At 71.1% G+C, this 20,122-nt stretch carries 26 protein-coding genes; 5 read left to right on the forward strand and 21 right to left on the reverse strand.

Going from position 1 to position 20,122, the window contains the following annotated elements:
• Positions 1 to 15 precede the first annotated feature (15 nt).
• The 7 genes from NH2_RS12420 to NH2_RS12455 form a co-directional block, all read right to left on the reverse strand.
• The gene (locus tag NH2_RS12420; RefSeq protein WP_067652882.1) at positions 16 to 489 is read right to left on the reverse strand and encodes a MarR family winged helix-turn-helix transcriptional regulator; all 474 of its coding nucleotides are present in this window, start codon (positions 487 to 489) and stop codon (positions 16 to 18) included.
• Positions 490 to 504: 15 nt separating this feature from the next.
• A complete protein-coding gene (locus NH2_RS12425; protein ID WP_245650569.1) occupies positions 505 to 1,209 on the reverse strand; it encodes a DODA-type extradiol aromatic ring-opening family dioxygenase in 705 nt (234 codons plus the stop codon).
• 327 nt (positions 1,210 to 1,536) lie between these two features.
• Positions 1,537 to 1,899, reverse strand: a complete 363-nt coding sequence (locus tag NH2_RS12430) for a hypothetical protein (protein ID WP_067653542.1) — start codon at positions 1,897 to 1,899, stop codon at positions 1,537 to 1,539.
• A 22-nt stretch (positions 1,900 to 1,921) separates the two neighbouring features.
• Entirely contained in the window at positions 1,922 to 2,398 is a 477-nt protein-coding gene (locus NH2_RS12435) for a roadblock/LC7 domain-containing protein (RefSeq protein WP_245650542.1), read from the reverse strand.
• Complete coding sequence (locus NH2_RS12440; protein ID WP_067652886.1) at positions 2,395 to 3,225, reverse strand: hypothetical protein; 831 nt, start codon at positions 3,223 to 3,225, stop codon at positions 2,395 to 2,397. The genes NH2_RS12435 and NH2_RS12440 overlap by 4 nt, the downstream gene beginning before the upstream one ends.
• Positions 3,222 to 3,602, reverse strand: a complete 381-nt coding sequence (locus NH2_RS12445; RefSeq protein WP_067652887.1) for a hypothetical protein — start codon at positions 3,600 to 3,602, stop codon at positions 3,222 to 3,224. The genes NH2_RS12440 and NH2_RS12445 overlap by 4 nt, the downstream gene beginning before the upstream one ends.
• A 581-nt stretch (positions 3,603 to 4,183) precedes the next feature.
• Entirely contained in the window at positions 4,184 to 5,125 is a 942-nt protein-coding gene (locus NH2_RS12455; protein ID WP_084505493.1) for an LppP/LprE family lipoprotein, read from the reverse strand.
• Positions 5,126 to 5,261: 136 nt separating this feature from the next.
• On the opposite strand from NH2_RS12455, the gene NH2_RS29400 reads away from it, so the two are divergent.
• Positions 5,262 to 5,657, forward strand: a complete 396-nt coding sequence (locus NH2_RS29400) for a hypothetical protein (protein ID WP_174552826.1) — start codon at positions 5,262 to 5,264, stop codon at positions 5,655 to 5,657.
• Between the two features lie 44 nt (positions 5,658 to 5,701).
• Here the strand turns inward: NH2_RS29400 and NH2_RS28140 are convergent, their stop codons facing one another.
• Entirely contained in the window at positions 5,702 to 6,145 is a 444-nt protein-coding gene (locus NH2_RS28140; protein WP_245650543.1) for an Abi family protein, read from the reverse strand.
• Positions 6,146 to 6,331: 186 nt separating this feature from the next.
• Here NH2_RS28140 and NH2_RS12465 point away from each other — a divergent pair, with 186 nt between their 5' ends.
• Positions 6,332 to 7,765 carry a recombinase family protein gene (locus NH2_RS12465; protein WP_067652895.1) on the forward strand — a complete coding sequence of 478 codons (1,434 nt, stop codon included), beginning with the start codon at positions 6,332 to 6,334 and terminating at the stop codon, positions 7,763 to 7,765.
• Between the two features lie 142 nt (positions 7,766 to 7,907).
• On the opposite strand, the gene NH2_RS12470 is transcribed toward NH2_RS12465, so the two are convergent.
• The 3 genes from NH2_RS12470 to NH2_RS12480 form a co-directional block, all read right to left on the reverse strand.
• Entirely contained in the window at positions 7,908 to 8,501 is a 594-nt protein-coding gene (locus NH2_RS12470; RefSeq protein ID WP_157103738.1) for a hypothetical protein, read from the reverse strand.
• Positions 8,498 to 8,887 carry a PadR family transcriptional regulator gene (locus NH2_RS12475; protein ID WP_067652898.1) on the reverse strand — a complete coding sequence of 130 codons (390 nt, stop codon included), beginning with the start codon at positions 8,885 to 8,887 and terminating at the stop codon, positions 8,498 to 8,500. The genes NH2_RS12470 and NH2_RS12475 overlap by 4 nt, the downstream gene beginning before the upstream one ends.
• A 65-nt stretch (positions 8,888 to 8,952) precedes the next feature.
• Positions 8,953 to 9,156 (reverse strand): hypothetical protein, encoded by a 204-nt coding sequence (locus NH2_RS12480; RefSeq protein ID WP_245650544.1) that lies wholly within the window; start codon positions 9,154 to 9,156, stop codon positions 8,953 to 8,955.
• Positions 9,157 to 9,261: 105 nt separating this feature from the next.
• Between NH2_RS12480 and NH2_RS12485 the strand changes: the two genes are divergently transcribed.
• Positions 9,262 to 10,893: a DNA cytosine methyltransferase gene (locus NH2_RS12485; protein WP_157103739.1), complete on the forward strand. Its 1,632-nt coding sequence runs from the start codon at positions 9,262 to 9,264 to the stop codon at positions 10,891 to 10,893.
• A gap of 60 nt (positions 10,894 to 10,953) precedes the next feature.
• Here the strand turns inward: NH2_RS12485 and NH2_RS12490 are convergent, their stop codons facing one another.
• Both NH2_RS12490 and NH2_RS12495 read right to left on the reverse strand, forming a co-directional pair.
• Complete coding sequence (locus NH2_RS12490; RefSeq protein ID WP_067652902.1) at positions 10,954 to 11,199, reverse strand: hypothetical protein; 246 nt, start codon at positions 11,197 to 11,199, stop codon at positions 10,954 to 10,956.
• Positions 11,200 to 11,273: 74 nt separating this feature from the next.
• Complete coding sequence (locus NH2_RS12495) at positions 11,274 to 11,453, reverse strand: hypothetical protein (RefSeq protein WP_067652904.1); 180 nt, start codon at positions 11,451 to 11,453, stop codon at positions 11,274 to 11,276.
• Between NH2_RS12495 and NH2_RS28735 the strand changes: the two genes are divergently transcribed.
• Both NH2_RS28735 and NH2_RS12505 read left to right on the forward strand, forming a co-directional pair.
• The gene (locus tag NH2_RS28735; RefSeq protein ID WP_157103740.1) at positions 11,452 to 11,754 is read left to right on the forward strand and encodes a hypothetical protein; all 303 of its coding nucleotides are present in this window, start codon (positions 11,452 to 11,454) and stop codon (positions 11,752 to 11,754) included. The genes NH2_RS12495 and NH2_RS28735 overlap by 2 nt on opposite strands.
• A gap of 178 nt (positions 11,755 to 11,932) precedes the next feature.
• Positions 11,933 to 12,187 (forward strand): hypothetical protein, encoded by a 255-nt coding sequence (locus NH2_RS12505; RefSeq protein ID WP_067652907.1) that lies wholly within the window; start codon positions 11,933 to 11,935, stop codon positions 12,185 to 12,187.
• A 1,109-nt stretch (positions 12,188 to 13,296) separates the two neighbouring features.
• On the opposite strand, the gene NH2_RS12510 is transcribed toward NH2_RS12505, so the two are convergent.
• The 8 genes from NH2_RS12510 to NH2_RS12545 form a co-directional block, all read right to left on the reverse strand.
• Positions 13,297 to 13,746, reverse strand: a complete 450-nt coding sequence (locus NH2_RS12510; protein ID WP_067652909.1) for a hypothetical protein — start codon at positions 13,744 to 13,746, stop codon at positions 13,297 to 13,299.
• A gap of 76 nt (positions 13,747 to 13,822) precedes the next feature.
• Complete coding sequence (locus NH2_RS12515; RefSeq protein WP_067652911.1) at positions 13,823 to 14,674, reverse strand: helix-turn-helix domain-containing protein; 852 nt, start codon at positions 14,672 to 14,674, stop codon at positions 13,823 to 13,825.
• Positions 14,671 to 15,114 carry a hypothetical protein gene (locus tag NH2_RS12520; RefSeq protein ID WP_067652913.1) on the reverse strand — a complete coding sequence of 148 codons (444 nt, stop codon included), beginning with the start codon at positions 15,112 to 15,114 and terminating at the stop codon, positions 14,671 to 14,673. Before NH2_RS12520 ends, NH2_RS12515 begins: the two co-directional genes overlap by 4 nt.
• Complete coding sequence (locus NH2_RS12525; protein ID WP_067652915.1) at positions 15,111 to 16,031, reverse strand: hypothetical protein; 921 nt, start codon at positions 16,029 to 16,031, stop codon at positions 15,111 to 15,113. The genes NH2_RS12520 and NH2_RS12525 overlap by 4 nt, the downstream gene beginning before the upstream one ends.
• 115 nt (positions 16,032 to 16,146) lie before the next feature.
• Positions 16,147 to 17,067: a hypothetical protein gene (locus NH2_RS12530; RefSeq protein WP_067652917.1), complete on the reverse strand. Its 921-nt coding sequence runs from the start codon at positions 17,065 to 17,067 to the stop codon at positions 16,147 to 16,149.
• Positions 17,064 to 19,076 (reverse strand): hypothetical protein, encoded by a 2,013-nt coding sequence (locus NH2_RS12535; protein ID WP_067652919.1) that lies wholly within the window; start codon positions 19,074 to 19,076, stop codon positions 17,064 to 17,066. Before NH2_RS12535 ends, NH2_RS12530 begins: the two co-directional genes overlap by 4 nt.
• A 3-nt stretch (positions 19,077 to 19,079) precedes the next feature.
• Positions 19,080 to 19,580 carry a hypothetical protein gene (locus tag NH2_RS12540; protein ID WP_067652920.1) on the reverse strand — a complete coding sequence of 167 codons (501 nt, stop codon included), beginning with the start codon at positions 19,578 to 19,580 and terminating at the stop codon, positions 19,080 to 19,082.
• 2 nt (positions 19,581 to 19,582) lie between these two features.
• Positions 19,583 to 20,104 (reverse strand): hypothetical protein, encoded by a 522-nt coding sequence (locus NH2_RS12545; protein WP_067652922.1) that lies wholly within the window; start codon positions 20,102 to 20,104, stop codon positions 19,583 to 19,585.
• Between the last annotated feature and the right edge of the window lie 18 nt (positions 20,105 to 20,122).

The raw sequence follows: 20,122 nt of genomic DNA on the forward strand, positions 1-20,122 counted from the left end.
CGCGGGCCGGCCCTTTCAGCGTCCGGCCGCTCCGGGGCCGTCGAGCCCGTCCAGCAACACGGTCCCCAGGTCGCGCAGCTGATCCACCTGCTCGGGGTCGAGCCGGTCGAAGATCAGGCGCCGCACCTCGGCGACGTGGCTCGGCGCGACCTTGCGCAGCACCTCGAGCCCGGCGGCGGTGAGCGTCGCGTACTGGATCCGCCGGTCCGATGGCGACGGCTTACGCTGCACCCAGCCGCGCTCCTCCATCACCGAGATGGCGTGGCTGAGCCGGGACGGGCTGGTCGCGGTGTAGCGGGCCAGCTCGCCCATGGGCAGGGTGCGCTCGGGGGCGTCGGAGAGCGAGGCGAGCATGGAGTAGTAGCTGTGCCCGATCCCGACCTCGTCGCGCAGCTGCCGGTCCAGCGCCTGCGGGAGCAGGTGGATGAGCTTGATCAGCGGCATCCAGGCCGCCATCTCGCGGTCGTCCAGCCAGCGTGGGTCGGTCAACGGGTACCTCGGCTCTCAGGCGGTCTGGACCGACCTCTTGGCCAGGCCCATGGCGAATCCGTCGATCACAGTCGTGACCGCGGCGGCCGGCTCGGTCGCGGCGCCGAGGGTGACGAACAGCGGTGTGAAGTGTTCCACCGTCGGGTGCGCGTAGGCCAGTGCCGGCGCCCGGTGCCGGTAATCGCTGAGCTCGGCCAGGTCGCCTGCGGCCAGCGCGGCCGCCGCCCACTCGTCGAACTCCCGCGACCAGCCGGGCACCCGCTCCGGGTGCGCCCAGTCCACGTAGGGCAGGCCGTGCGTCATATAGCCGGAGCCGATGACGAGCACGCCGTCGGCGCGCAGCGCGCGCAGCCGCACGCCCAGCGCGAGCAGCCCGGCCGGGTCGGCGGTGGGCAGGCTGAGCTGCAGCACCGGGATGTCGGCCTCCGGGTACATGACCTTGAGCGGAATCCAGGCGCCGTGGTCGAGCCCGCGGCCGCGATGCTCGAAGACGTGCGTGCGGTCCGGCAGCACCGCCCGCAGCCGCTCGGCGAGCGAGCCGGAATCCGGGGTGTCGTACCGCATCCGGTGGTAGAGCGGGTGAAAGCCGCCGAAGTCGTAGACCAGCTCGGTCGGCGCCGTGCTGGTGATGCCGACGGCATCCGACTCCCAGTGCGCGCTCACGATGAGAATCGCCTTCGGCCTCGGCAGCGCGCGGGCCCAGCCGTGCAGCTGCCGCATCCACGGCGTGTCCTCCAGCAGCGGCGGCGCGCCGTGGCTGAGGTAGAGCGCGGGGAGCGGGTCGTCGCCCGGCGTCCACGCCCGGTGCGGCTCGGTGACGGCGGCGGCGTGCCGCAGGTGTCCGAAGAAGGGGTGCGCGGCCGGGACGAGCGCGTCGGCCGCCGCGGTGCGCGAGGCCGACGGATCGAGCAGGCGGGACGTGGTCACGGGTCACCTCGGCAGGTCGGTATTTCAAAGTTGAAATTCTACCGACTGCAGCACCGCGTGGCACCGATTCATTCCCGCGATGCCCGGCCCCGGTGCCGGGCTCCGCGGGCGGGCGAGGTGCTAGACCTCGAGATCCTCCTCGATCCCGCGCAGCCGGTGCCGAGCCAGCGCCAGGTTGGCCCGGTTGCGGTCGAGCGCGAGGTAGAGGAAGAGGCCCTTGGACTTGCGGCCGGTCATCGGGCGGATGATGTGGTACTGGGCCTGCAGCGTGATGAGGATGTCCTCGATGTCCTCGTTCAGCCCGAGTTGCTCCATGGTGCGCATCTTGGCCCGCACCACCTCGGTATTGCCCGCGGCGGCGACCTGCAGGTCGAGCGCCTTGGAGCTGCCGAGCATGCCGAGCGCCATGCCGCTGTTGTAATCGACCACCGCGGCGCCGACAGCGCCGTCGATGACCATCATGTCCTTCAGGGCGAGATCCATGGTGGTGGACACAGGGTTCCTTTCAGTGGGTTTTCGTTGCCCGGTCTTTTCCGGGATCGTTCGTGATCGCCGTGAGGTGGTCGGCGATGGCGCGGGCGACGGGGCGGCTCTCCAGGTGCAGCCGCCCGACGTTCACCTCGGGGCCCGCGAGCACGGTCAGCGAGGTCCAGCCGGCCGCGTAGATGACCACGTGGCCGCCGGTGCCGTTCACCACGACCTCGTGGAACCCGCCGCCGTGCGCGGTGGTCGCGAGCCGGTGCGAGAGCGAGAGGTGGGAGGCGGCGAGCGCCGCCATCCGGGAGGGTTCGATATGCGGGGGCAGGTCGTGCGCGACCAGCAGGCCGTCGCTGGAGGCGACCAGCGCGCCGGTGAGCCGGGGCACCCGCTCGCGCAGCGCCCTGAGCTCCGCCAGTACCACGGCGTCGGGTTCGGGTCCGGACATCGACACCTTGCTCTTCCTTCCCATCAGGTCGCCGAGCAGCTTCTTTCCCGCCGTCACCACTTCAGCTCCTCCAGCGCCGCCTTCAGCCGGACCAGCACCTCGCGGTCGACCGGCTCCAGCCGGTCGTACGGGGCGAGCGGCTCGACCGGCTGGGCGACGCGGCGCGGCAGCGGCGTGACCGGCGCAGGCACCACCGCCGGCGCCGACGGCAACGGGGCCACCGGGAGCGTCGCGGTTTCCACGCCGAAGGGCTCGAGGAGCAGTTCCGGGTGCGCGATCAGCTCGGCCGCCGTCAGCTCGCGCACCGCCTCCAGCACGCCGTAGGCGGTGCGGCCGAGCGCCCGCGCGATCGAGGCGATGGTGCGGTGGCCGTCCGCGATGGCGAGCACCTCGGTCTGGCCGCCGGTGAGCACGACCCGCCTGCGCCGGACCCGGCGCACCGGCACCACGGCGGCCCGGTCGACCAGCGCGGCGGGCCACGGCCCCGAGCGTGGGTCGCCGCGGCGCGCGCACTCGCGCACCAGCGCCTGCGGCGGCACGTGGCAGACCGGGGCCAGCCAGTGCGCGGGCGCCGGATGGAATTCGCTGCGCTCGGCGGTGGCGAGCAGGAAATACGCGGCGTCGAATACCGACAGCAACGCCAGAGTTTCCAGCCGGGGTCGGCCCAGCACCGGCGCCGGATCGCCCGCGCCCGCCCGCCGCCAGTCCTCTTCGGTGGCCACGCCCGCCTCGACGACGAGCCGGTCCAGCCCCGTGGTCCAGCGGCACTCCGCGGAGACGATCGCGCCCTCGGCCAGGTGGAACTCGCCATCGCTCGCCCGCAGCACGCCGGTGCTCCCCGCCTTTTCCAGCCGCCGCAGTTCGAGCTCGAGATCAGTGCTCATGCCGGCTCGCCGGCCATTTCGCCGAGGATATTCTTGAGCCGGAATCGCGCCATTGCCAGGTTCCCGTTTTCCTCGTCGAAGAGGACGTGAACGAAAAGTCTTCCGTCGAAATCGCCGTTCACCAGATTCAGCAGGTGATATCCGCTGGTGCCGTAGACGATGATCTCGCTGACGTCGTCGCCGTCGGTCGCGAGCGCCGGGCAGCCGAGTACCGCGCGCACCACGTCCGTGGTCGCCGCAGCGTCCTCGTGCTCGTCGACGAGGTCATGTCTACCTGCGGCTGCGATCGCCAAGCCACTGGCCCCGTCCACCAGTGTCACGCTGCGCGCACCCGGAATGTCCATGATGCGTTGCAGGCAGCCATCGATCCCGATCACCGATCCCCCGGACTGTTCCTTGCGTAGGTTACGAATTCCAGACGCTACACACCGGCGCGAGTGATCGCACGCCGAACGGCAGATAATCCCCGGCAACCACGGGAAAGTTCGGAATTCAGACTTCACGGTATTAGAAACCTTTCGGTATCCAATTCCCAGCGGCACTGGAGACCTTTCGGTTCCATTCTCGAGATACTTCCTATATCGACTCGAGATAGGGACCAAGGACCCTTGCCCCCGCAGGCCGAGGCCACCCGTTCGGGGATCATCGGGGCCACCGCTGGACGACCGCCCCGTATGTTTCGCCGCAACCGCGCCGCTACACCCCCGCGATCACCGGGCACACCCTGTCGGTGCGCTGCCCGGCGGCATTTCCGCCTGCGGTCCCGGCTTCCGCACCGTCAGCGGCTCGCTCGAGATCGGCGACGACACACCGAAAATCGCCGTCCGCACGCTGGAGCTGGTGCTCGGCCCCGACTCCGAGCGGGTGGAGCTGGGGGCCGATGGCGGCGGCGACACGGCGCAGCACCCGGCGTTCGCGAGCGTGCACGAACCCCCTGCGGTGCTGCGCCGCTGCGCCGCTACCGGCAGAGCTGCTCCGGCGCGCCGAACTCCGCGCAGCCGAGAGCGCTGCCCACATCGACCGGGCGCCAGCCGTTCTGCTCGTACCGGAACAGCACCATGGCAGGTTGCGTGGTGCCGTCGTGCGAGCCGCTGCGCGCCGACGCCCAGCCGCCCGCGCACTTCGCGTCCGCCAGCTCGATCGGCTGCGCCAGGCGGGCTCCGACCTCCGTGCCGTTCAGCGCGGTGACGAGGGTCGCGGTGTCGACCGAGCAGCCGGGGGCCGGATCGGTGACCTCGCTCGGGATCGAGCGGTCCGGTGTCACCGCCCTGCCGGTGAGCGTGAAGGTGACGGTGACCGGGCCGCCCTGCGGGCAGCAGAACGGCTCGTCGGCAACGAGCCAGCGGTACTGGACCTCGACGGCCCGGTCGGTCGAGGCGATGACCGAGGCGTAGGAGGTCTCGCGCTGGGTCGCGGTGCCCAGGTAGCCGGAGTGGTCGAAGAACAGGATGTGCGACGGGGAACTCGCCGAGCCGCCCGCCGTGAAGCGGGCCCACAGGAGTTGCGGGCACTGCGGGAGCGGGTTGTCGCTGGCGCCGTCCGCGACGAACGGAGCCTCGTTGCCTGCGCGGCCGAGGGTGGCGACGGCCGCCGTCACCACCGGTGATGCCGGGTCCAGGCACCTGCCGCTGCCCGCCGTCGCGGGCTGGGCGGGCGAATTCGGACCCGCACCGCCCGGCTGCTGGGTGTCGCCCGGCTGCTGCGTGGACCCGGGCTGTGCCGTTCCACCCGGCTGCCCCGTCGCGCCCGGCTGTCCCGTCGCGCCCGGCTGCTGAGTGCCGCTCGGCGCCTGCGACACGCTCGACCCCGGCGGCGCCGAATTCCCCGTACCGCTCTGACATCCGGCCACCGCCGCGACCACCCCGATCGCCATGACCGCCGCCCCGAAGATCTTCCTCATTGCCTCCCCTTTCGGAATCCCGACACCAGCGAAATCGGAATCTTTCGTCCGGCATTACGCCCCCAGTTCCGGGGCCGGCCACGAACGATCAGTTTCGAGAAGCCCCGAGCCCGGCTGCCGCCCTACCGTGGTCGCCATGACCGAGAAGTGCTACACCGGCTGCACCACCGAGGAACGCGACGCCATGAAGCAGCGCGCGACCGAACTCGAGTCCAGCAAGCGCGGCAAGGACACCGAGCCCGAGGTCCTCGCCGAGATGCCCGACGCCGACCGCGCTATCGACGGGGTCGCCAAGTTGAACGAGGGGTCGATGGGGGCGACGTCGTTCGCGATCACGGAGTCGCACATCAAGGTCTCGGTCAGCGACCTGATACGCCTCCGCGAACTCGCCCGCGACCTCGACGATCCGACCGTGGTGGCTCAGGCATGGAACTCAGAGGCTGGGAGAGCCCGGCTCACCTGTGGTCGCGGGGGTTCTGCGGGCGAGCGAGACCGCGCCAGAATTCGGAGTCGCGAGGATACTGCTGGATAAGCATCGGCAGAACGGGATTCGCAGTCCTACTGCGGACCAGCACATCATCGAGCGACGCGACGACGTCCACGACCGATCGCGCATCGAACTGTCCGGCCTGCCGCGCTCCGCTCGATATCACGCAGACACGACTCGACAGTTCGTTCACCGTGGCCGATGTCGGTATAGAAGTCCGCTTCGAGATATCGCCCACATGGCCCATAAATGTGCGTGATCACCCGTGCCGTATGGGTCCGCAGCAGCAATTCGATGTGGGCGAGGGGCGGCCCGAGCAGGTGCCGCAGCGCTTCGTCCGCTTCATAGATCGCCCGGATCTCGTCGAAAGTGACACCAGGACGGAAGGCGTCGTCACCCACGTGCGGAGCTTGCTGAAAGTACCGCGCGTAACCGGAAAACCTGTAGTAGTTGTGTGCGGTGAGGAATTCCGAACAGGCCGGTCCGTCCTCGATAACGAGGCCACGTCGGCTGAGGAGCTCGATCTGCTCCAACACAGACAGGCTCGGCTTCATCATCCCCCCGGAAGAAAAAAGGCCCCTCCCATTTGAGCTTCGATGAGAGGCTTGGGAGGGGGTCGATTGGATCCAGTGTAGCCCACGAGCAGAGCCGCACCGCATCCGGTGCGGCCGTCAGACGTTGAAGCGGAACTCGACCACATCCCGCAGTAGAATCACCTCATGGCTACGACTCCAGTGCGGGCGGCGATCTACCTGCGGATCAGCCTCGATCAGACCGGCGAAGGACTAGCCGTCGAGCGCCAGCTCGAGGACTGCGAGGAGATCGCGAAGGCCCGCGGGTGGCCCGTGGTCGAAAGGTACGCCGACAGCATCTCGGCCTTCAATAGGGCGAAGCAGCGGCCGGACTACGACCGCATGGTCGCGGACTACCAGGCAGGCCGGTTCAACGCGCTGATTACGTGGGACCTCGACCGGCTCACCCGGCAGCCGCGCCAGCTGGAGGACTGGATCGACGCTGCCGAGTCTCAGGGCCTCCGCCTGGTCACCGCGAATGGGGAGGCCGACCTCCAGACCGATGGCGGGCGGATGTACGCCCGGATCAAAGCCGCGGTCGCCCGCGCCGAGATGGAACGAAAGGGCGCCCGGCAGAGTCGCGCGCAGAAGCAGCGCGCCGCGAAAGGCCGGCCACCGCGCGGTGTGCGCGCCACCGGCTACACCCTGGACGGCGAGCTCGTCCCCGGCGAGGCTGAGGCTGTTCAAGCGGTGTACCAGTCGTTTGCGAACGGGTCATCGCTCAAGGCGATCGCCGCGGCGCTGTCGGGCGCCGAGCCCACCGTGCGCAAGGTCGGCGATCGAACCGCCGTCCAGGACCTTCCGAAATCGGTACCGCCGTTGCCCACCCGGAGCGGCCGGCCGTGGAACCCGACATCGGTGCTCTCGATTCTTCGCAATCCGCGATACGCGGGATGGAGCATGCTCGAAGGCAAGATCGTTCGGGACGAGACCGGCGCACCGGTTCGAGGTCAATGGGAGCCCATTGTCACGGACGGCACTTGGCTCGACGTGCAGCGCCGCCTGGACGACCCCCGGCGGAAGAGCAACCGCGCTGGCACCGAGCGAAAGCACCTCGGGTCCGGCCTGTACCGCTGCGGAATCTGCGGCGCCCTCGTGCGCGCGCACGGGGCGCGCTACCGATGCGCCGGACACATCATGCGCGTCCGGGACCGCATTGACGAAGTCGTGCTGCAGTTCGTGCAGCACAGACTCGCGCAGCCCGATCTCGCGAACCTGCTCTCGCAGCAGGACGATGGCCGCGTCGAAGACCTGGTGCGCGCGGAAAATCTCGAACGGGACCGGATCAAACGAGCCCGCGCCGACTACAAGGCCGAGCTGATCGACGGCGAGTTCTTCGCAGAGATCAAACGAGAAGCTGAGGCGGCAATCGCGGCCATGGAGGCCGAGCGGATAGGGCTCGCAGCTGGGACTGCCGCATCAGAAATTCTGCTGGCCTCTTCGCCCGTTGAGGCCTTCGGCCGCGCCGACTTGGCCGCTCGACGCGCAGTTGTCGACCTGCTGTGCGAGGTTCACCTCAACCCAGCACCTCGCGGCAGAAAAACTTTCGAACCGAGCTCTATTCGCCTCACACCCCGATAATCGGCTCGTTGAACTCGCCGCCGAGGATTCGTGCTGGTTCGGAGAGCTCGAACTCGGCCGGAAATATTCCGCACATGCGTTCGATTTCGACCCCCGATAAATACCGGAGTTATCGAGGGTCAGAACCCCGATCCGTAGGGTGTCACTCGCCGCTCAAGCCGCTCGATGGCTTATGGCGTGATTTACGAGAATCCCTGAAATGGATGGCCGCCATGGCAACCAACGCGGCCAAAAGCACCGCGACGGGAAAAACGGGACCATCGGTAAGCCGGGCGGCGGCAGCGCCGGATCCCGCACCAAGGGAAACCCCTACGGCGAGAAGAAGCAACCTCTGGCGGGCAGAAAGGCGCGAGGTCCGTAATGCCTGGATCCAGGCTCGACTGAACAGTCTGGGCGAAGAGGGCAGACTCACCTCGAATGCCTCCGCATCCAGGATCTGCGCGGTCGCGCGCCCGGTGAACAGCAGCGGGATTGGGAAGCGAATCGCCCAGAAGAGCCGGGTGAGTGGCAGCTCCTCGGCGGCCTGGAAGTGCTCTTCGAGGTCGGCGGCCCACCAGTCGTAGTACTCCGCGCGCAGCGAGGTCGGCAGACGCCAGCAGGCGAGGTGCAGCAGCGCGAACCCGAATCGGTTGATGCGGCCCTCCACCTCCTCGCTCACCAGGTGGGCCACCACCTTGGCCCCGAGGTAGAGAACTGTCCCGACAACCGCGGCGAGAGCGATCCCCCAGTCGATCACCGCATACCACCGAACGCCGCGCCCGAGCACCACTGCGGCAGCCCGAAGCGCGTCCAGGCGTTCCCCGTCGCCGGACGCGGCACCCAGGCAGGCAACCGGAGCTTGTTCGCGAACCTCTGCAGCGCCTGGGTCGCGGCGAACTCGCCCGCGCCGGTCATCGTGTAGTAGCGGCGCGCCCGGCGTCCCTCGACCTTCGGGTCGATGTCCTCGAGGTGCCCGTCGATCCACCCGGCCTTTTCCAGCCGGGCCAGGATCGGGTACAGCGAGCCACTCGAGATCCCGGCCGCGCGCATGATCTCGAACCCGTAGTGCGGCTCCTTGGGGTTGTCCAGGAACGTGCGTAGGACCACCGCGGTGGTCTCAGTAATCCGAACCTCATCAGCCATGACGCAAGTCTACATAGGGTTAAAATCGAAGGTCTACATAGGGTGTCCGCCACACCGGTCCGAGCTCAGTTCCGGGTCTCCCTCGGACCCTTCCCATCCCGGATGCGGGCGATGTACTCGCGGGAGAAGTCGGCGTCCCGGCCGATCGCGCTGATTCCGACCCCGGCCGCCAGCGCTGCCTTGATCGCGGCGAACAGCTCGGCGCGAGCGTTGTCGTAGACCTCGCGGGCGGCCCGCACCGCGGCCCGGTGCTCGTCGTCTCGGTTCATGCCCGACAGCATCGCACACTTTGTTGCCAACACAGTTGACATACCTCCGGCCGTGCCTCACTGTGAACATAGTTGGCAACAAAGTTCACCTATGGAGGTGCTGGGGTGCTGAGATCGACGGTGTATTTCGCCGGATGGGGCGGGGACTCACTCGGGTGGGACGAGGTGCCCGGGGTCGAGCTGCGGATCGCGGCCAACCACAACGAGACCGCGGTGGCGGTGCACGCGCTGAACTTCCCGGACGCCGAGCACCTCCCGCCCGGCGACGTCGAGGACATCGACCTGGCGACGCTACCGCCGACCGAGCTGTTCTGGGCCTCCCCGGCGTGCCCGGAATGGACCGACGCCAAGGGCGTGCGCCGCGGCTTCGACCGGTCGAACCAGTACACGATGTTCGACGAGGAGCTCGGGGTGATCGAGGACCCGGAGTCGGCGCGGTCGCGGGCGCTGGTCGAGCAGATCCCGCGGTACCTGCGGGCGATGGCCGGGCGCGGGCGCCCGGTGCTGGCCGGGGTGATGGAGAACGTCATCCAGTGCCGCCGCTGGGACCAGTGGAACCGGTGGATCGGCGAGATCCAGGCCCTGGGCTACGCCACCCGGGTGATCGCGTTCAACTCCATGCACGCCATGCCGCGCCGGTGCGAGCGGGCCCCGCAGTCCCGCGACCGGCTCTACGTCGCCTACTGGCTCAAATCGCTGGGCCGGAAACCGGATTGGAACAAATGGCTGCGCCCGCACGCCTGGTGCTTCACCTGCGACACCGTGGTCGACGCGGTGCAGTCGTGGAAGCAGCCCGGCGCGGAGATGGGCCGCTACGGCATCGCCAACGGCCAGTACGTCTACCGCTGCCCGCACCGGGCCTGCCGCAACCAGGTCATCGAGCCATTCGTCGCCCCGGCCGCGACCGCGATCGACTGGGCGCTGCCGCCCGGGGAGAAGATCGGCGCCCGCACCCGCCCGCTCAAGCCCGCCACCATGGAACGCATCCGGATCGGGCTCGCGAAGTACGCCGACACCGCCTTCCTGCAGCCGGTCGGCGGGACCTGGCGCACCGGCGCCACCCCGCTCGGAGTGCCGATGCCCACCCGCACCACCAAGGAGACCGACGCCCTCGTCGTGCCGCCCCTGGTCATCCCGACCAGCGCGAGGGCCGGGAAGCGAGCCACCACCGCGGCGCTGCCGCCGCCGACCCAGACCACCCGCCGCGAGTTCGCCGTCGCGGTGCCGCCGTTCATCACCAGCCTGCGCGGCGGCGGCTCCAAACAGTCCACCCGCACGGTCGCCGACCCGCTGGGCACCTTCTCCGCTTCCGGATTCCACCACGGCCTGGTCCAGCACCCCACCACCGGCCCGGACGCCGCAGCGCACCTGCTCGCGCCGTACTACAGCACCGGAGTCGCCAAGCCCGTGGCCGACCGGGCCATGGACACCCTCTCCACCCGGGACCGGTTCGGGCTGGTCGGCATGGACCCCGCCCAGCTGGTCGCCGAGTGCACCTACCGGATGCTCGAACCCGGCGAGATCCGCGCCGGGATGGCCTTCCCCCGCACCTTCAAAGCCCTCGGGGACAAGCGGACCCAAGCCCGCGGCTACGGCAACGCCGTCACCCCGCCGGTCGCCGAACTCATCGGCTGCGCCCTGGTCGAAGCCGTCACCGGCGAGGATATCGAACGCTTTGACACCACCCGGCCGGCGGGCACGCCCTCGCCGGATAGACCGCGGCTCGACACGCTGTGACCCCGCCGACCCTGATCGGCGGGGCCACAGCCTTTTGTCCGTGATCTAGGCAGAGCCGAATCAGAGGGTGGCGCCGCGCTTCTTCTCGTCGGAGTTCTTGCGCACCTGCACGGCCAGCGGGATGTACTTCGAGACCGAGAGGTGGAGCGTGCCGACCGGCTCGCCCAGGTCCACTGCCACCAGCTCGGTCACGCCCTGCCGCTCGGCGTCTTGCTGAGCCCTTTTCAGCTGCGTCACCACCAGCTCGGCGTAACCGTCAGCGATCCGGAATTCCTGACCACCGTAATGAAGCGTGCTCTTCGCCATTTTCCTCCTGTCATGTCAATGATCGGCCACACACGGTGCTGACCACCGGTGCGGACGGCTGAGTGCTGCTCGCCCTACTCGGAGTCCGGCAGCCGCTCGATAGAGTTCACAGCGGAGGCCAGCAGGGCATAGACCTGCTGATCCCGGTAGTCGCTGTCGGTGAAGAAGATGACCAGCGAGCCCTTCTCCTCGAAGTAGTCCGCATCCACAGTCGCGTCGCCGAAGTTCCCCTCGTTGATCCTGAACCTCGCCATGCCCACTCCTCTCGGTGAACGAACAAATCCGGAGGAGGTTACGCCCGAGCAGCGACATTTACCGAAACCGCCACCCAGCGACCGTGCAAGCTGCTCGGCCGAAGACCTGGTCGAGGGGATGGCCCGGCACTTCCCGGACGTGCCCGTGTGGCTGGACTACAAGGTCCCGCTGTGGGTCGGCATCAAAGATGCCCTCGACGGCGGTCTCGGACTTGATGAGGGCCCGATCCGGCTGCGCGTGCTCGGCGACGACGTGCTCAAGCCCATCTCGGCGCAGCTGCTCGGCAAGACCGCGGCATGACCGGCCAGCCGCGGCGCCGCCGCTCCGCCCTCGCCGACGAACACCCCGCCTGGTCCGCCCCGGCCCGGGTCGCACCCACCACGCCACCGCCGCCGCCGGAACCGGCCCCCGCGCCCACCGCCGCGGCGCTAGCCAGCCGGCCGCGCGAACCGCGCCGCCAGCTGCAGCACCGGCGGCCGTGCGCGGCCGCAGCCGGGACCGCGCCGAAGCCCGCGGCCGCAAGCTCGCCCGCGACACCGCCTACGCCTGGGCAGCCGCGGCGGCCCGGACCGAGGAGCGGCTGCGCGAGCTCGCCACCGAGATCGATGCCGCGATCGATCGCGGCACCCCGCCCGAGCTGCTCGCCGAATTCATCGCCGAGGCATGCGCCCGCACTGAGATCGACCTCGAACGGACCCCGAACTCCATCCGCACCGCATTGGGAATGAAGTAACCACCCGATCGCCCGCCGCATAACCGCTTGATAGCTGCGGTAGACCCTCCAGTCGAAGGTTGAGCGCCCCCGGCTCTCTGAGAGGTCTGCCCCTGCGGCGAGCAGCCGGGGCCCGGGGCAGGCGCCCCGATGCAGCCGCCAGGCTGCACAGCCCTTCCGGAATGGAGCCGCGGGGGAGTGCGTGGTGGGTGGTGACTCTCCGATCGGCCTGGGCATCTTCGATCACCCGGGTGGCGGGTGTCCAGGGTGGCCGCAGGCCATCGGCGCAGCCGACGCGCAGCGCCCTGGATACCCGTCACCCGGGTGATAGGCCCGTCTCTGGCCGAGCGGAGAGGCGCCGCACACCACACCCGGCGAAAAGCAGGCGCGAGCCCGGCTCGCGGACGACGGCGCCCGCGCCGTCACACCACCCACTGCAGCACACGCCCGAGCCTTCCCCGGACCACCCCCCCGGCCGCGGATCTCTAGACCGCCACCTCCCACACACGACGCCCCCAGCCCACCCCTCGTCACCCAACCCAGCCCCGCACCAAACTTTCCGATTTCACCCCAACTCAACCACCTCCCACTCCTCTTCCCTCCCATACCTCACACACATTCTTTTTGATTTCTGATTGCTCCCCCCACCCCCCGTTCCACATCACATGCGCACGCAGTGGGTATGTGATGTGGAACGGGGGGTGGGGGGAGTGAGCAGAAATCACGGCCCTGAACTACCAGGTCAGGGCAGGTATGGGAGGGAAGAGGAGTGCACCGAAAACTAGCCGGAGCACCAGCGGGGTTTCGGCTAGTTTTCGGTTACTTCGCGGCGGGTTTTCGGTACGCCACAGCAACACCTCCGGCAACCGATCCGGACGCCGACACCACGGTGGGACGCCCTTCCTCGGCCGGACAGCGTGAGTGCGGCCCGGCACCCGGTCAAGGGCGCTGCGCGTCGGCTGCGCCGATGGCCTGCGGCCACCCTGGACCGGCCACCGGGCCGCACTCGAGAAGCCTTCGGAGGAAGGACCCCGGGAACAGTCGGGGGAGGAGCCGACCCGCAGAGGTGCCGCAGACACGAAGAAGCCCCGCCGTGGACACGGCGGGGCTTCCGGAGCGGTGGCGCTGGGCTACTCGGCGGCGGGCGCGCTGTAGGCGTCCACCGCGTAGATCCGGCCCGGGCCGGGCTCGGCCGGGCCGACGTAGCGCAGCCCGTCGAGCCGCCCGCCCATCTCCAATCCGCCCGCGCGGGCACGGCGCACCGCGGCGCCGATCGGCCGCTGCACGTCGCGGTCCAGGGTGACCGCGCGCAGCCCGTCGTCGGCCTCGTCGTCGCGGGCGTCGGTCTCGATGATCAACTGCGAGTCGATCACCGGGTCACCGGTGGCCGCGACCTGCGGGCGGCGGTTGATCCAGAACAGCGGCTGGCCCTTGCCGTTGTGGCGGTGGCGGCGCACCACCGCCACGATCTCGCCCGAGATCGCGGTCCCGGGCTCGACGTCGCGGCCGAACGGGTTGCGGGCGCCCTGGCCCATCAGCTCGGCGTTGATCTGGTCCAGGTCCGACAGAGCGTTGGTCATGATGTCCTCCAGGTAGAGCGGTGAAAGGTGGGATATCGGGCCGGGGCGAGCGACGCTGACCACCCCGGCAGGTTGATCAGTTACTGCTCGGCAAGGCCAGTTGCGGGGCGCCGCCGGAGACCAAGCGCAGCCCGTCGCCGGTGTCGCCCTCGTCGTGCTCGGTCTTGAGCCGGTTGACGACCTTGCCGACCGTGCCCGGGTGCAGCCCGACGATCGGAGCGATCTCGCGGTAGGAATGACCGGCCTTGTGGAGCCGCCAGACCTCCGCGTCGCGCTCGGCCACCGGGTCCGGCGACACCGCTGTCGCCTCCCCGTCGCCGGGCTCCGGGCCGATGTCGCCCGCTGTCGCGCGGGTGTCGCCGCCGGGTGCGACACCGGCGACGGGTGTCGCCTGCACCGGCGACGGGGTACGAGGAACCTCCAGCAGCGCGGTCAGCGCGTGGGTGACCGCCAGCGCGGCCACCGGCGCCGCACCGGCCACCATCGCCGCGGCGAGCTGGGGCAGTTTCAACCCGTCCGCAGTCCAGGCGTGGACGCCGTTGCCAACCAGAGAGACCAGCTCAGCGGCGGCGAGCTCGCCCCAGAAGAACCGGCGCGTGGCCTCCGGGATCACGACCCCGATCCGCTCGCGGCGGTTCAACGCCACGAGCGAGAACGCGGCCTGGATGATCGGCCCGTCCACGATCACCGGGGCACCCCACGCCAACCCGGACGGGATCCCCGACATCACCGCGACCCCGTGCAGCGCGATCGCCGACCACGAGAACGCCGCGATGCTCACCGCCGCCAGCGCCAGCAAGGCGACAACCTCGGCGACATTCCACCCCGCCGGAGCCGGTGCAGGCGACACCGAGGCGACACCCGCCGCTCCGACGGGCGGCGGCGGCGACACCGCGTCGCCCTCGTGCGACACCAGGTGCTCATTCATCGGTCGTAACCTCCTCGATCGTTGGACGCGGCGAACGCGCTGTAGCGCGGGCGACGCACGAGACGTTCCTGCTCGGCGTGCAAGGCGTGGGCGGCCAGCTGGTCCAGGGCGTTGTCCAGGTCGCTGGCCAACTCCCGGTTACGGGCCTCCAGCCCGGCGGCCCGGTGCTCGGCGGCGTCGCGCTCGGCGACGACGGCGGCCAGGCGCTCCTCCAGCTCGGCCGCGCGCTGGTTCGCCGCAGTCAGCCGCTCGGCCAGCTCGCCGGGCTCCGGCACCGCGGCTGCGGTGGTGATGACGGCGGGCCGGGCGGTCTTCGCCAGCGAGACCGTGCACGCGCTGCGCAGCACCGCGAGCGGCGCCGTCGACCGCGTGCTCGACATCCGCGCGGCCGCGGGCGCGGCCTGGGCGGGCATCGTGGTCTCGACGGCCGGGGCGCTCACCGCTCCGCCCCGTCCCGCTCGTTTGCCGCCCCGATGGCCAGCGCGTTGCGGCTCCGGTGGCTCGCCAGCGCCGACTTCGGCGCGCGGCCGGGATCGGTGCTGGGCGCGTCCACAGTCCACTCGCCGTGGCCGGTGATCTCGCGGGCGTGCAGCTGGTTGCGCCGCTGCATCGCGGTGAACCGGCCGGACCCGCCGCGAGCGTGCGCGGTCTCGTACCTGTCCAGATCCCACCGCGACATCTCCGGGTGGGTCTGCCACTGCGACCGGGCGTTGTCGAGATCCCGCCAGGCGCGGGACATGTCGTTGCCCCGACCGGTCCAGTGGGTCTCGATCGCCTCGGCGGACTCGGCCAGCCGGTTGTGCTCGGTGAGGGTGCCGACCAGGCGGCTCTCGGCGTGCAGGTCCTGGACCCGGTCGTAGTCGGCGCGCATGAGCACCTCCTGGTCGTCGGCGACCCGGTCGGCGTAGCGGTAGAGGTAGCGATCGTGCGGGGCGTGGGCGATGTCGCCGCGCTGCTCGACGGCCTCGACGTAGGGGCCGGTGGCGTGCCCGTGCCGGTCGCGGGCCAGGCCCTGCTCGGCGAGGTAGCGGGCCTGGGCCTCGCTGCGCCGCTGCACCGGGGTCAGCTCGTCGGCGTGCTTCGCGGCGTGTGCCGCGGCGGCGGCCGGATTCCGGTACCACCGTTCGCTGGCCTCGCCCAGGTACACCCACTCGGCGACCCAGTCCCGCTCCTGCCAGTCGCCGCTGTTCATCCAGGGCGAGGCGTACTCGGCGGCGTCCAGAGAATCGGCCGGGTCGTACTCGGCCGGATCGACCGGGTAGCAGGCCAGGGAGTGCAGGTAGTCGGCGCGGAAGCGCGCCTCCTGGAACGTCCCGGCACTGGGTTCGGTGCTGGTGGGACGGGTATCGTCGTTCATCGGTTCGGCTCCTTCGGGATTGCGTTTCGGGATGGGTCGGGCCGTGGGCCCCGGTCGCCCGGGGCCCGGTCCGTGCCGAGCGGTGACACGCTCGGCACGGACGTCTTCGAGGGGTTCAGCGGTCGAACCCGGTGTCGCGGTCGGTGCCGCGGGCCAGGGCGTTGCGGCTGCGGTGGCCGGCCAACGCCGATCGGGTACCGGCGCGCGCGGCCGGGTGCGGGCGGTCGCGGTCGAGCAGCTCGGTGACCTGCTCGGCGCTGCGGGCCTCGATCTCGGGCACCTGCGGGTCGGCGCGGAGCTCGGCCGCGGCGACCGCGGCCCAATCCGGCTCACCGCGACGCTCGATGACCGACCCCGACATCGCCCGGAACTCGGTGCCCAGCTCGTCACCGCGCAGCGACCAGCGCAGCCCGATCCGGGTGCTCATGTCCTGCGCGTCCTGGAGCTGCTCGTCATCGCCGGACTCGGTGCGGACCTGCTCGCGCAGCTGGTGGAAGCGGGCGAAGTCCGCGCGCATCACCCGCTCGTCGTGGCTGGCCGCGCCGGTGTGGTGGTTCGGGTTCGTCGGATCCGACCGGTCCCACGACAGCGGCTCGAAGGTGGTCCGCCCGTTGTGCGGGTTCACCCGGTCGCCGGCCGGGTCCGGCCAGGAGCCGAGCCCTTCCAGCTGCATGGCCTGCATCCGGCTGCGCCACGACACCGTGTCCGTGCCCGTCGGTCGCTGCGCGATCGGCAGATCCGGGTGGGTCGGGGCGTGGACGAACAGCTCGGGCAGCTCGGCGCGGAACCTGTCGAGCTCCTCCCACCGGGCCCGGATCTCCGGGTCGGCGGTCCAGCTCTGCTCGATCCGGTCGGCTTCGGCCCGCACCGGCGCGGCGTCGGCGTTGCTCCAGGCGTCCCCGGCGCGGTATCGCAGGTGCACCGCGGTGGCGTAGTCCGCGCGCCACCGCGCCTCGGTCTCGTCGCCGATCCGGGCGGCGTAGTAGCCGAACTGAGCGGCGGCGACTTCGTCGTGCTGCTGGGTCGGAGTGCTCATCGGTCGATCCCGTCCCGCTCGGCGCCGTTGCGGATCAGGGCGTTGCCGCCCCGATGCGCCGCCAGCGCGGACTTTTTCACCGGCGTGCCGGGCTGCTGCTCGGCGCGGTCGGTCTCGCTGCCGTTCTCGCGGGCGGCCTGGGCCTGGCGCTCGGCGCTGCCGAACCGCTGCTCCGGCGCAGTGTTGCGGACCAGCTTGGCCACCGCCTCGTCGCGCTCACCGCGCAGCCGGTCCCGATCCGCGCGCAGCACGGCGAGCTCCTGGTCCGGCTGCACGGGGTCGGGTCGGGGGACGGGCTCGGTGGCGAGCTCCTGGTCCGGCCGGGTGCCGCGGTTCATGCCGACGGTGCGCGGGCCCGGGGTGTTCAGCATCCCGTTGCCGCGGCCCCACGCCATCAGCTCCTCGTCCGAGGCCGACAGGGCCCAGCTCCGCGTCCGCGCGGCTTCGGCGGTCTGCGGCTCAGCCTCGGCGGCGTTGCGCCGGGTCATGGCCAGGAATTCCCGCTCGGTCTGCGCGTGCCGGGCCGGACGCGGCCCGCTGCGACGGACCCGCCCGGTCCTCGGCTGCTCCGTGCTCGACTGCCTCGTGCTCGACTCCTCCGTGCTCGACTGCTCCGTGGCCGGCCGCTGCGCGGTGCTGCGATCGGCCACCGCGGCGGCGAGCTGGTCGCGGTCTGCGGTGACCGCGGTGAGCTGGCGGGTCAGCCGGGCGTTCTGCTCGGCCAAGTCGGCGTTGTGCTCGATCGAGAGCCGGTGCCGGGTCCGCAGCTCCTGCAGCTCGGCCCCCGCGCCGGTGCTGCTGCTGGTGGTGGTGCGCTGCTGCTGGCCGCGCTCCGGCGTGCGGATCCAGCTGTTGGTGTGGGCCCGGACCCGGTCCACGCTGCCCTCGGCCCGGTGCAGCGGCCGATCGGCGCCGCGCGTGGCCACGCTGGCCCGCAGCGTCACCCCGGGCTTCCAGTTCGACTCCTCGGCCACCCGGTTGACCCACGCGACCGCCTCCTGCTCGGTCGCGTGCAGCCCGCGGGTGGTGTAGCTGCCGTGCTCGCTGTGCGAGGACAGCACGCTGGTGAACCGGGAGTTCTCGGCCGCGTACTCCATCTCGTGGGCGATCCGCTCCGGGCTCACCCCGGCCTCGACCGCCTCGCGGGCCGCGTGCTGGCGCTGATCGTCCAGGCCGCGCAGGACGTTGCCGTCCCGCGTGGTCGGGGCCTTCGCGTTCCAGTCCAGCTGGGCCGCGCGCAGCTTATGCACCCACTCGGTCGCCAGCAGCCCCAGCTGCTGCGGGCCCGGCGCCGCCGGAACCGGCCGATCCACCGCCGGGGCCGCGGCCACCGCCGCCACCGGAGCCGGGGTCTCCCGCTGGGCCTGCCGCTGCGGGCGCGGCCGGTCGAGCTGCTCGACGGTCATCGGGGCGACCTGCCCCCAGCGGGCCGGACCCGCCGCGGCCGCCGACGTCGCCGAGCGCGGGCTGGTGGTGCCGCGCTGGAAACGGCCGATGCCGTGCTCGGCGCGCACGCGGGCGACGTGGGCGCGGTAGCGCAGCGCGTCCATCCCAGTGATCCGCCGCCCGGGCGCGTAGAGGTTCCCGAGCTTGAACTGCGGGAACTCGGTGACCGCCTCGACCCCGTCGAGCGCGATCCCGCGCTGGGTCTCGGTCAGGTGCGGCTCGGTCAGGAGCCACTGCTGCAGCTCGCGGCGGTGGTGCCCCAGCGCGGCCAGATCCCGGGTCCGCTGCTCGGCGCCGGTGCGCGGATCGGCCGCACGCTCGGCGACGCCGAGAGAGTGCTGCCGGTAGCGGTCCACCGCGCCGGTGGCGAACTTGCGCCGAGCGGCGCGGGTGCGCTGCTCGTCGCGGTGCTGGGCCCGCATCAGCCGCGAGACCTGCTTGCGGGCCAGCCGCTTCTCCAGCCAGGTCGTGGCCACCGCGTGCCGTTGCGCGGCGGCGGCCAGGGCCTGGCCGAACCTCTTGGCTTCGTCCATGATCTCGTCCTCGGTCGCTCGATCGGACATGGGTTACTTCCCCTTCTCGGTGGTGGTGGTGGGCAGCGGCAGCGAGGGGATGTCCCAGTACCCCGCCGATCCGGGGACCAGGTCGATCCCGGCGGCGGTGGCGGCCCAGCGCAGGGTGCGGGGATCGGTGGCCCAGCTCCGGAAGGCGTTGTGGCACTGGGCCACCAGGCCGCCGAGCACGGGCGCGGCAGCCGCGATCAGCAGATCGGCGCCCTGCACCCCGGTCCAGCGCTCGGTACCGGCGTCGCCGGACCAGGCGCGGGCCAGGACGTTCACGTCCAGGCGGGCCATGAACTCGGTGGAGCTCGACGGCGGCCCGGCCGGGGCCTCCAGCACCAGGTACAGGGCCAGGCGGGACAGCTGCTCGATGTGCGGGCTGCTGGCTGCGCCGGTGCCGATGGTGGTCAGCAGCGTCTTATGGAACCGGGCGGCGGGCAGCGACCACAGCGCGTCGGGCAGCCGCGGCGGCGCCGCGAGCCGCTGGGCGGTTTCGGTGGTGGACATGGTCAGTTCTCCTTCTTCTCGGGGTTGGTGCGGCGGGTCTCGTAGCGGGCCCGCCACCGGGCCAGGTGCTCGATCTGGCGGCGGATCCAGGCACCGGCGTCGGCGGCGGAGTAGGCGAGCATCCGCGCCGCCTCGCTCGGGCCGGGCCGCCCGGCGCAGTGCCACCAGGCGAAGGCGGCCAGCGCGAGGATGTAGAGGGCGAGCGGGCCGGGCAGCGGCAGCACCGCCACCGCCACGCCCGCGGCGCCGGTCGCCGCGATGGCCGGGCCCCAGATGCCCGCGGTCTCGCGGGCCCGGGACACGCGCTGCAGGTGCGGGGTGACCGTCTGGCCGAGCGCGCCGCCGTCCTGGATCACGGGTACGAGCTGGGCGGCGAGTGCGGCGGCCGAGGTTCCGGCCATGTCGGCGCTCAGGGCGGCGATCACGTCGTCGTCGTGGGCCTTCTCGGCGGCGCTGCGCCCGGGCAGCACGTCGCGGTCGTCGTCGTAGTCGTCGGGATCGGGTGCCGGATTCGGGGTGGGCATGGTGAACCTTTTTCTGCG

Origin of the sequence: Nocardia harenae NBRC 108248 (assembly GCF_001612885.1) — a bacterium.
In the GTDB taxonomy this organism is placed as follows: Bacteria; Actinomycetota; Actinomycetes; order Mycobacteriales; family Mycobacteriaceae; genus Nocardia; species Nocardia harenae.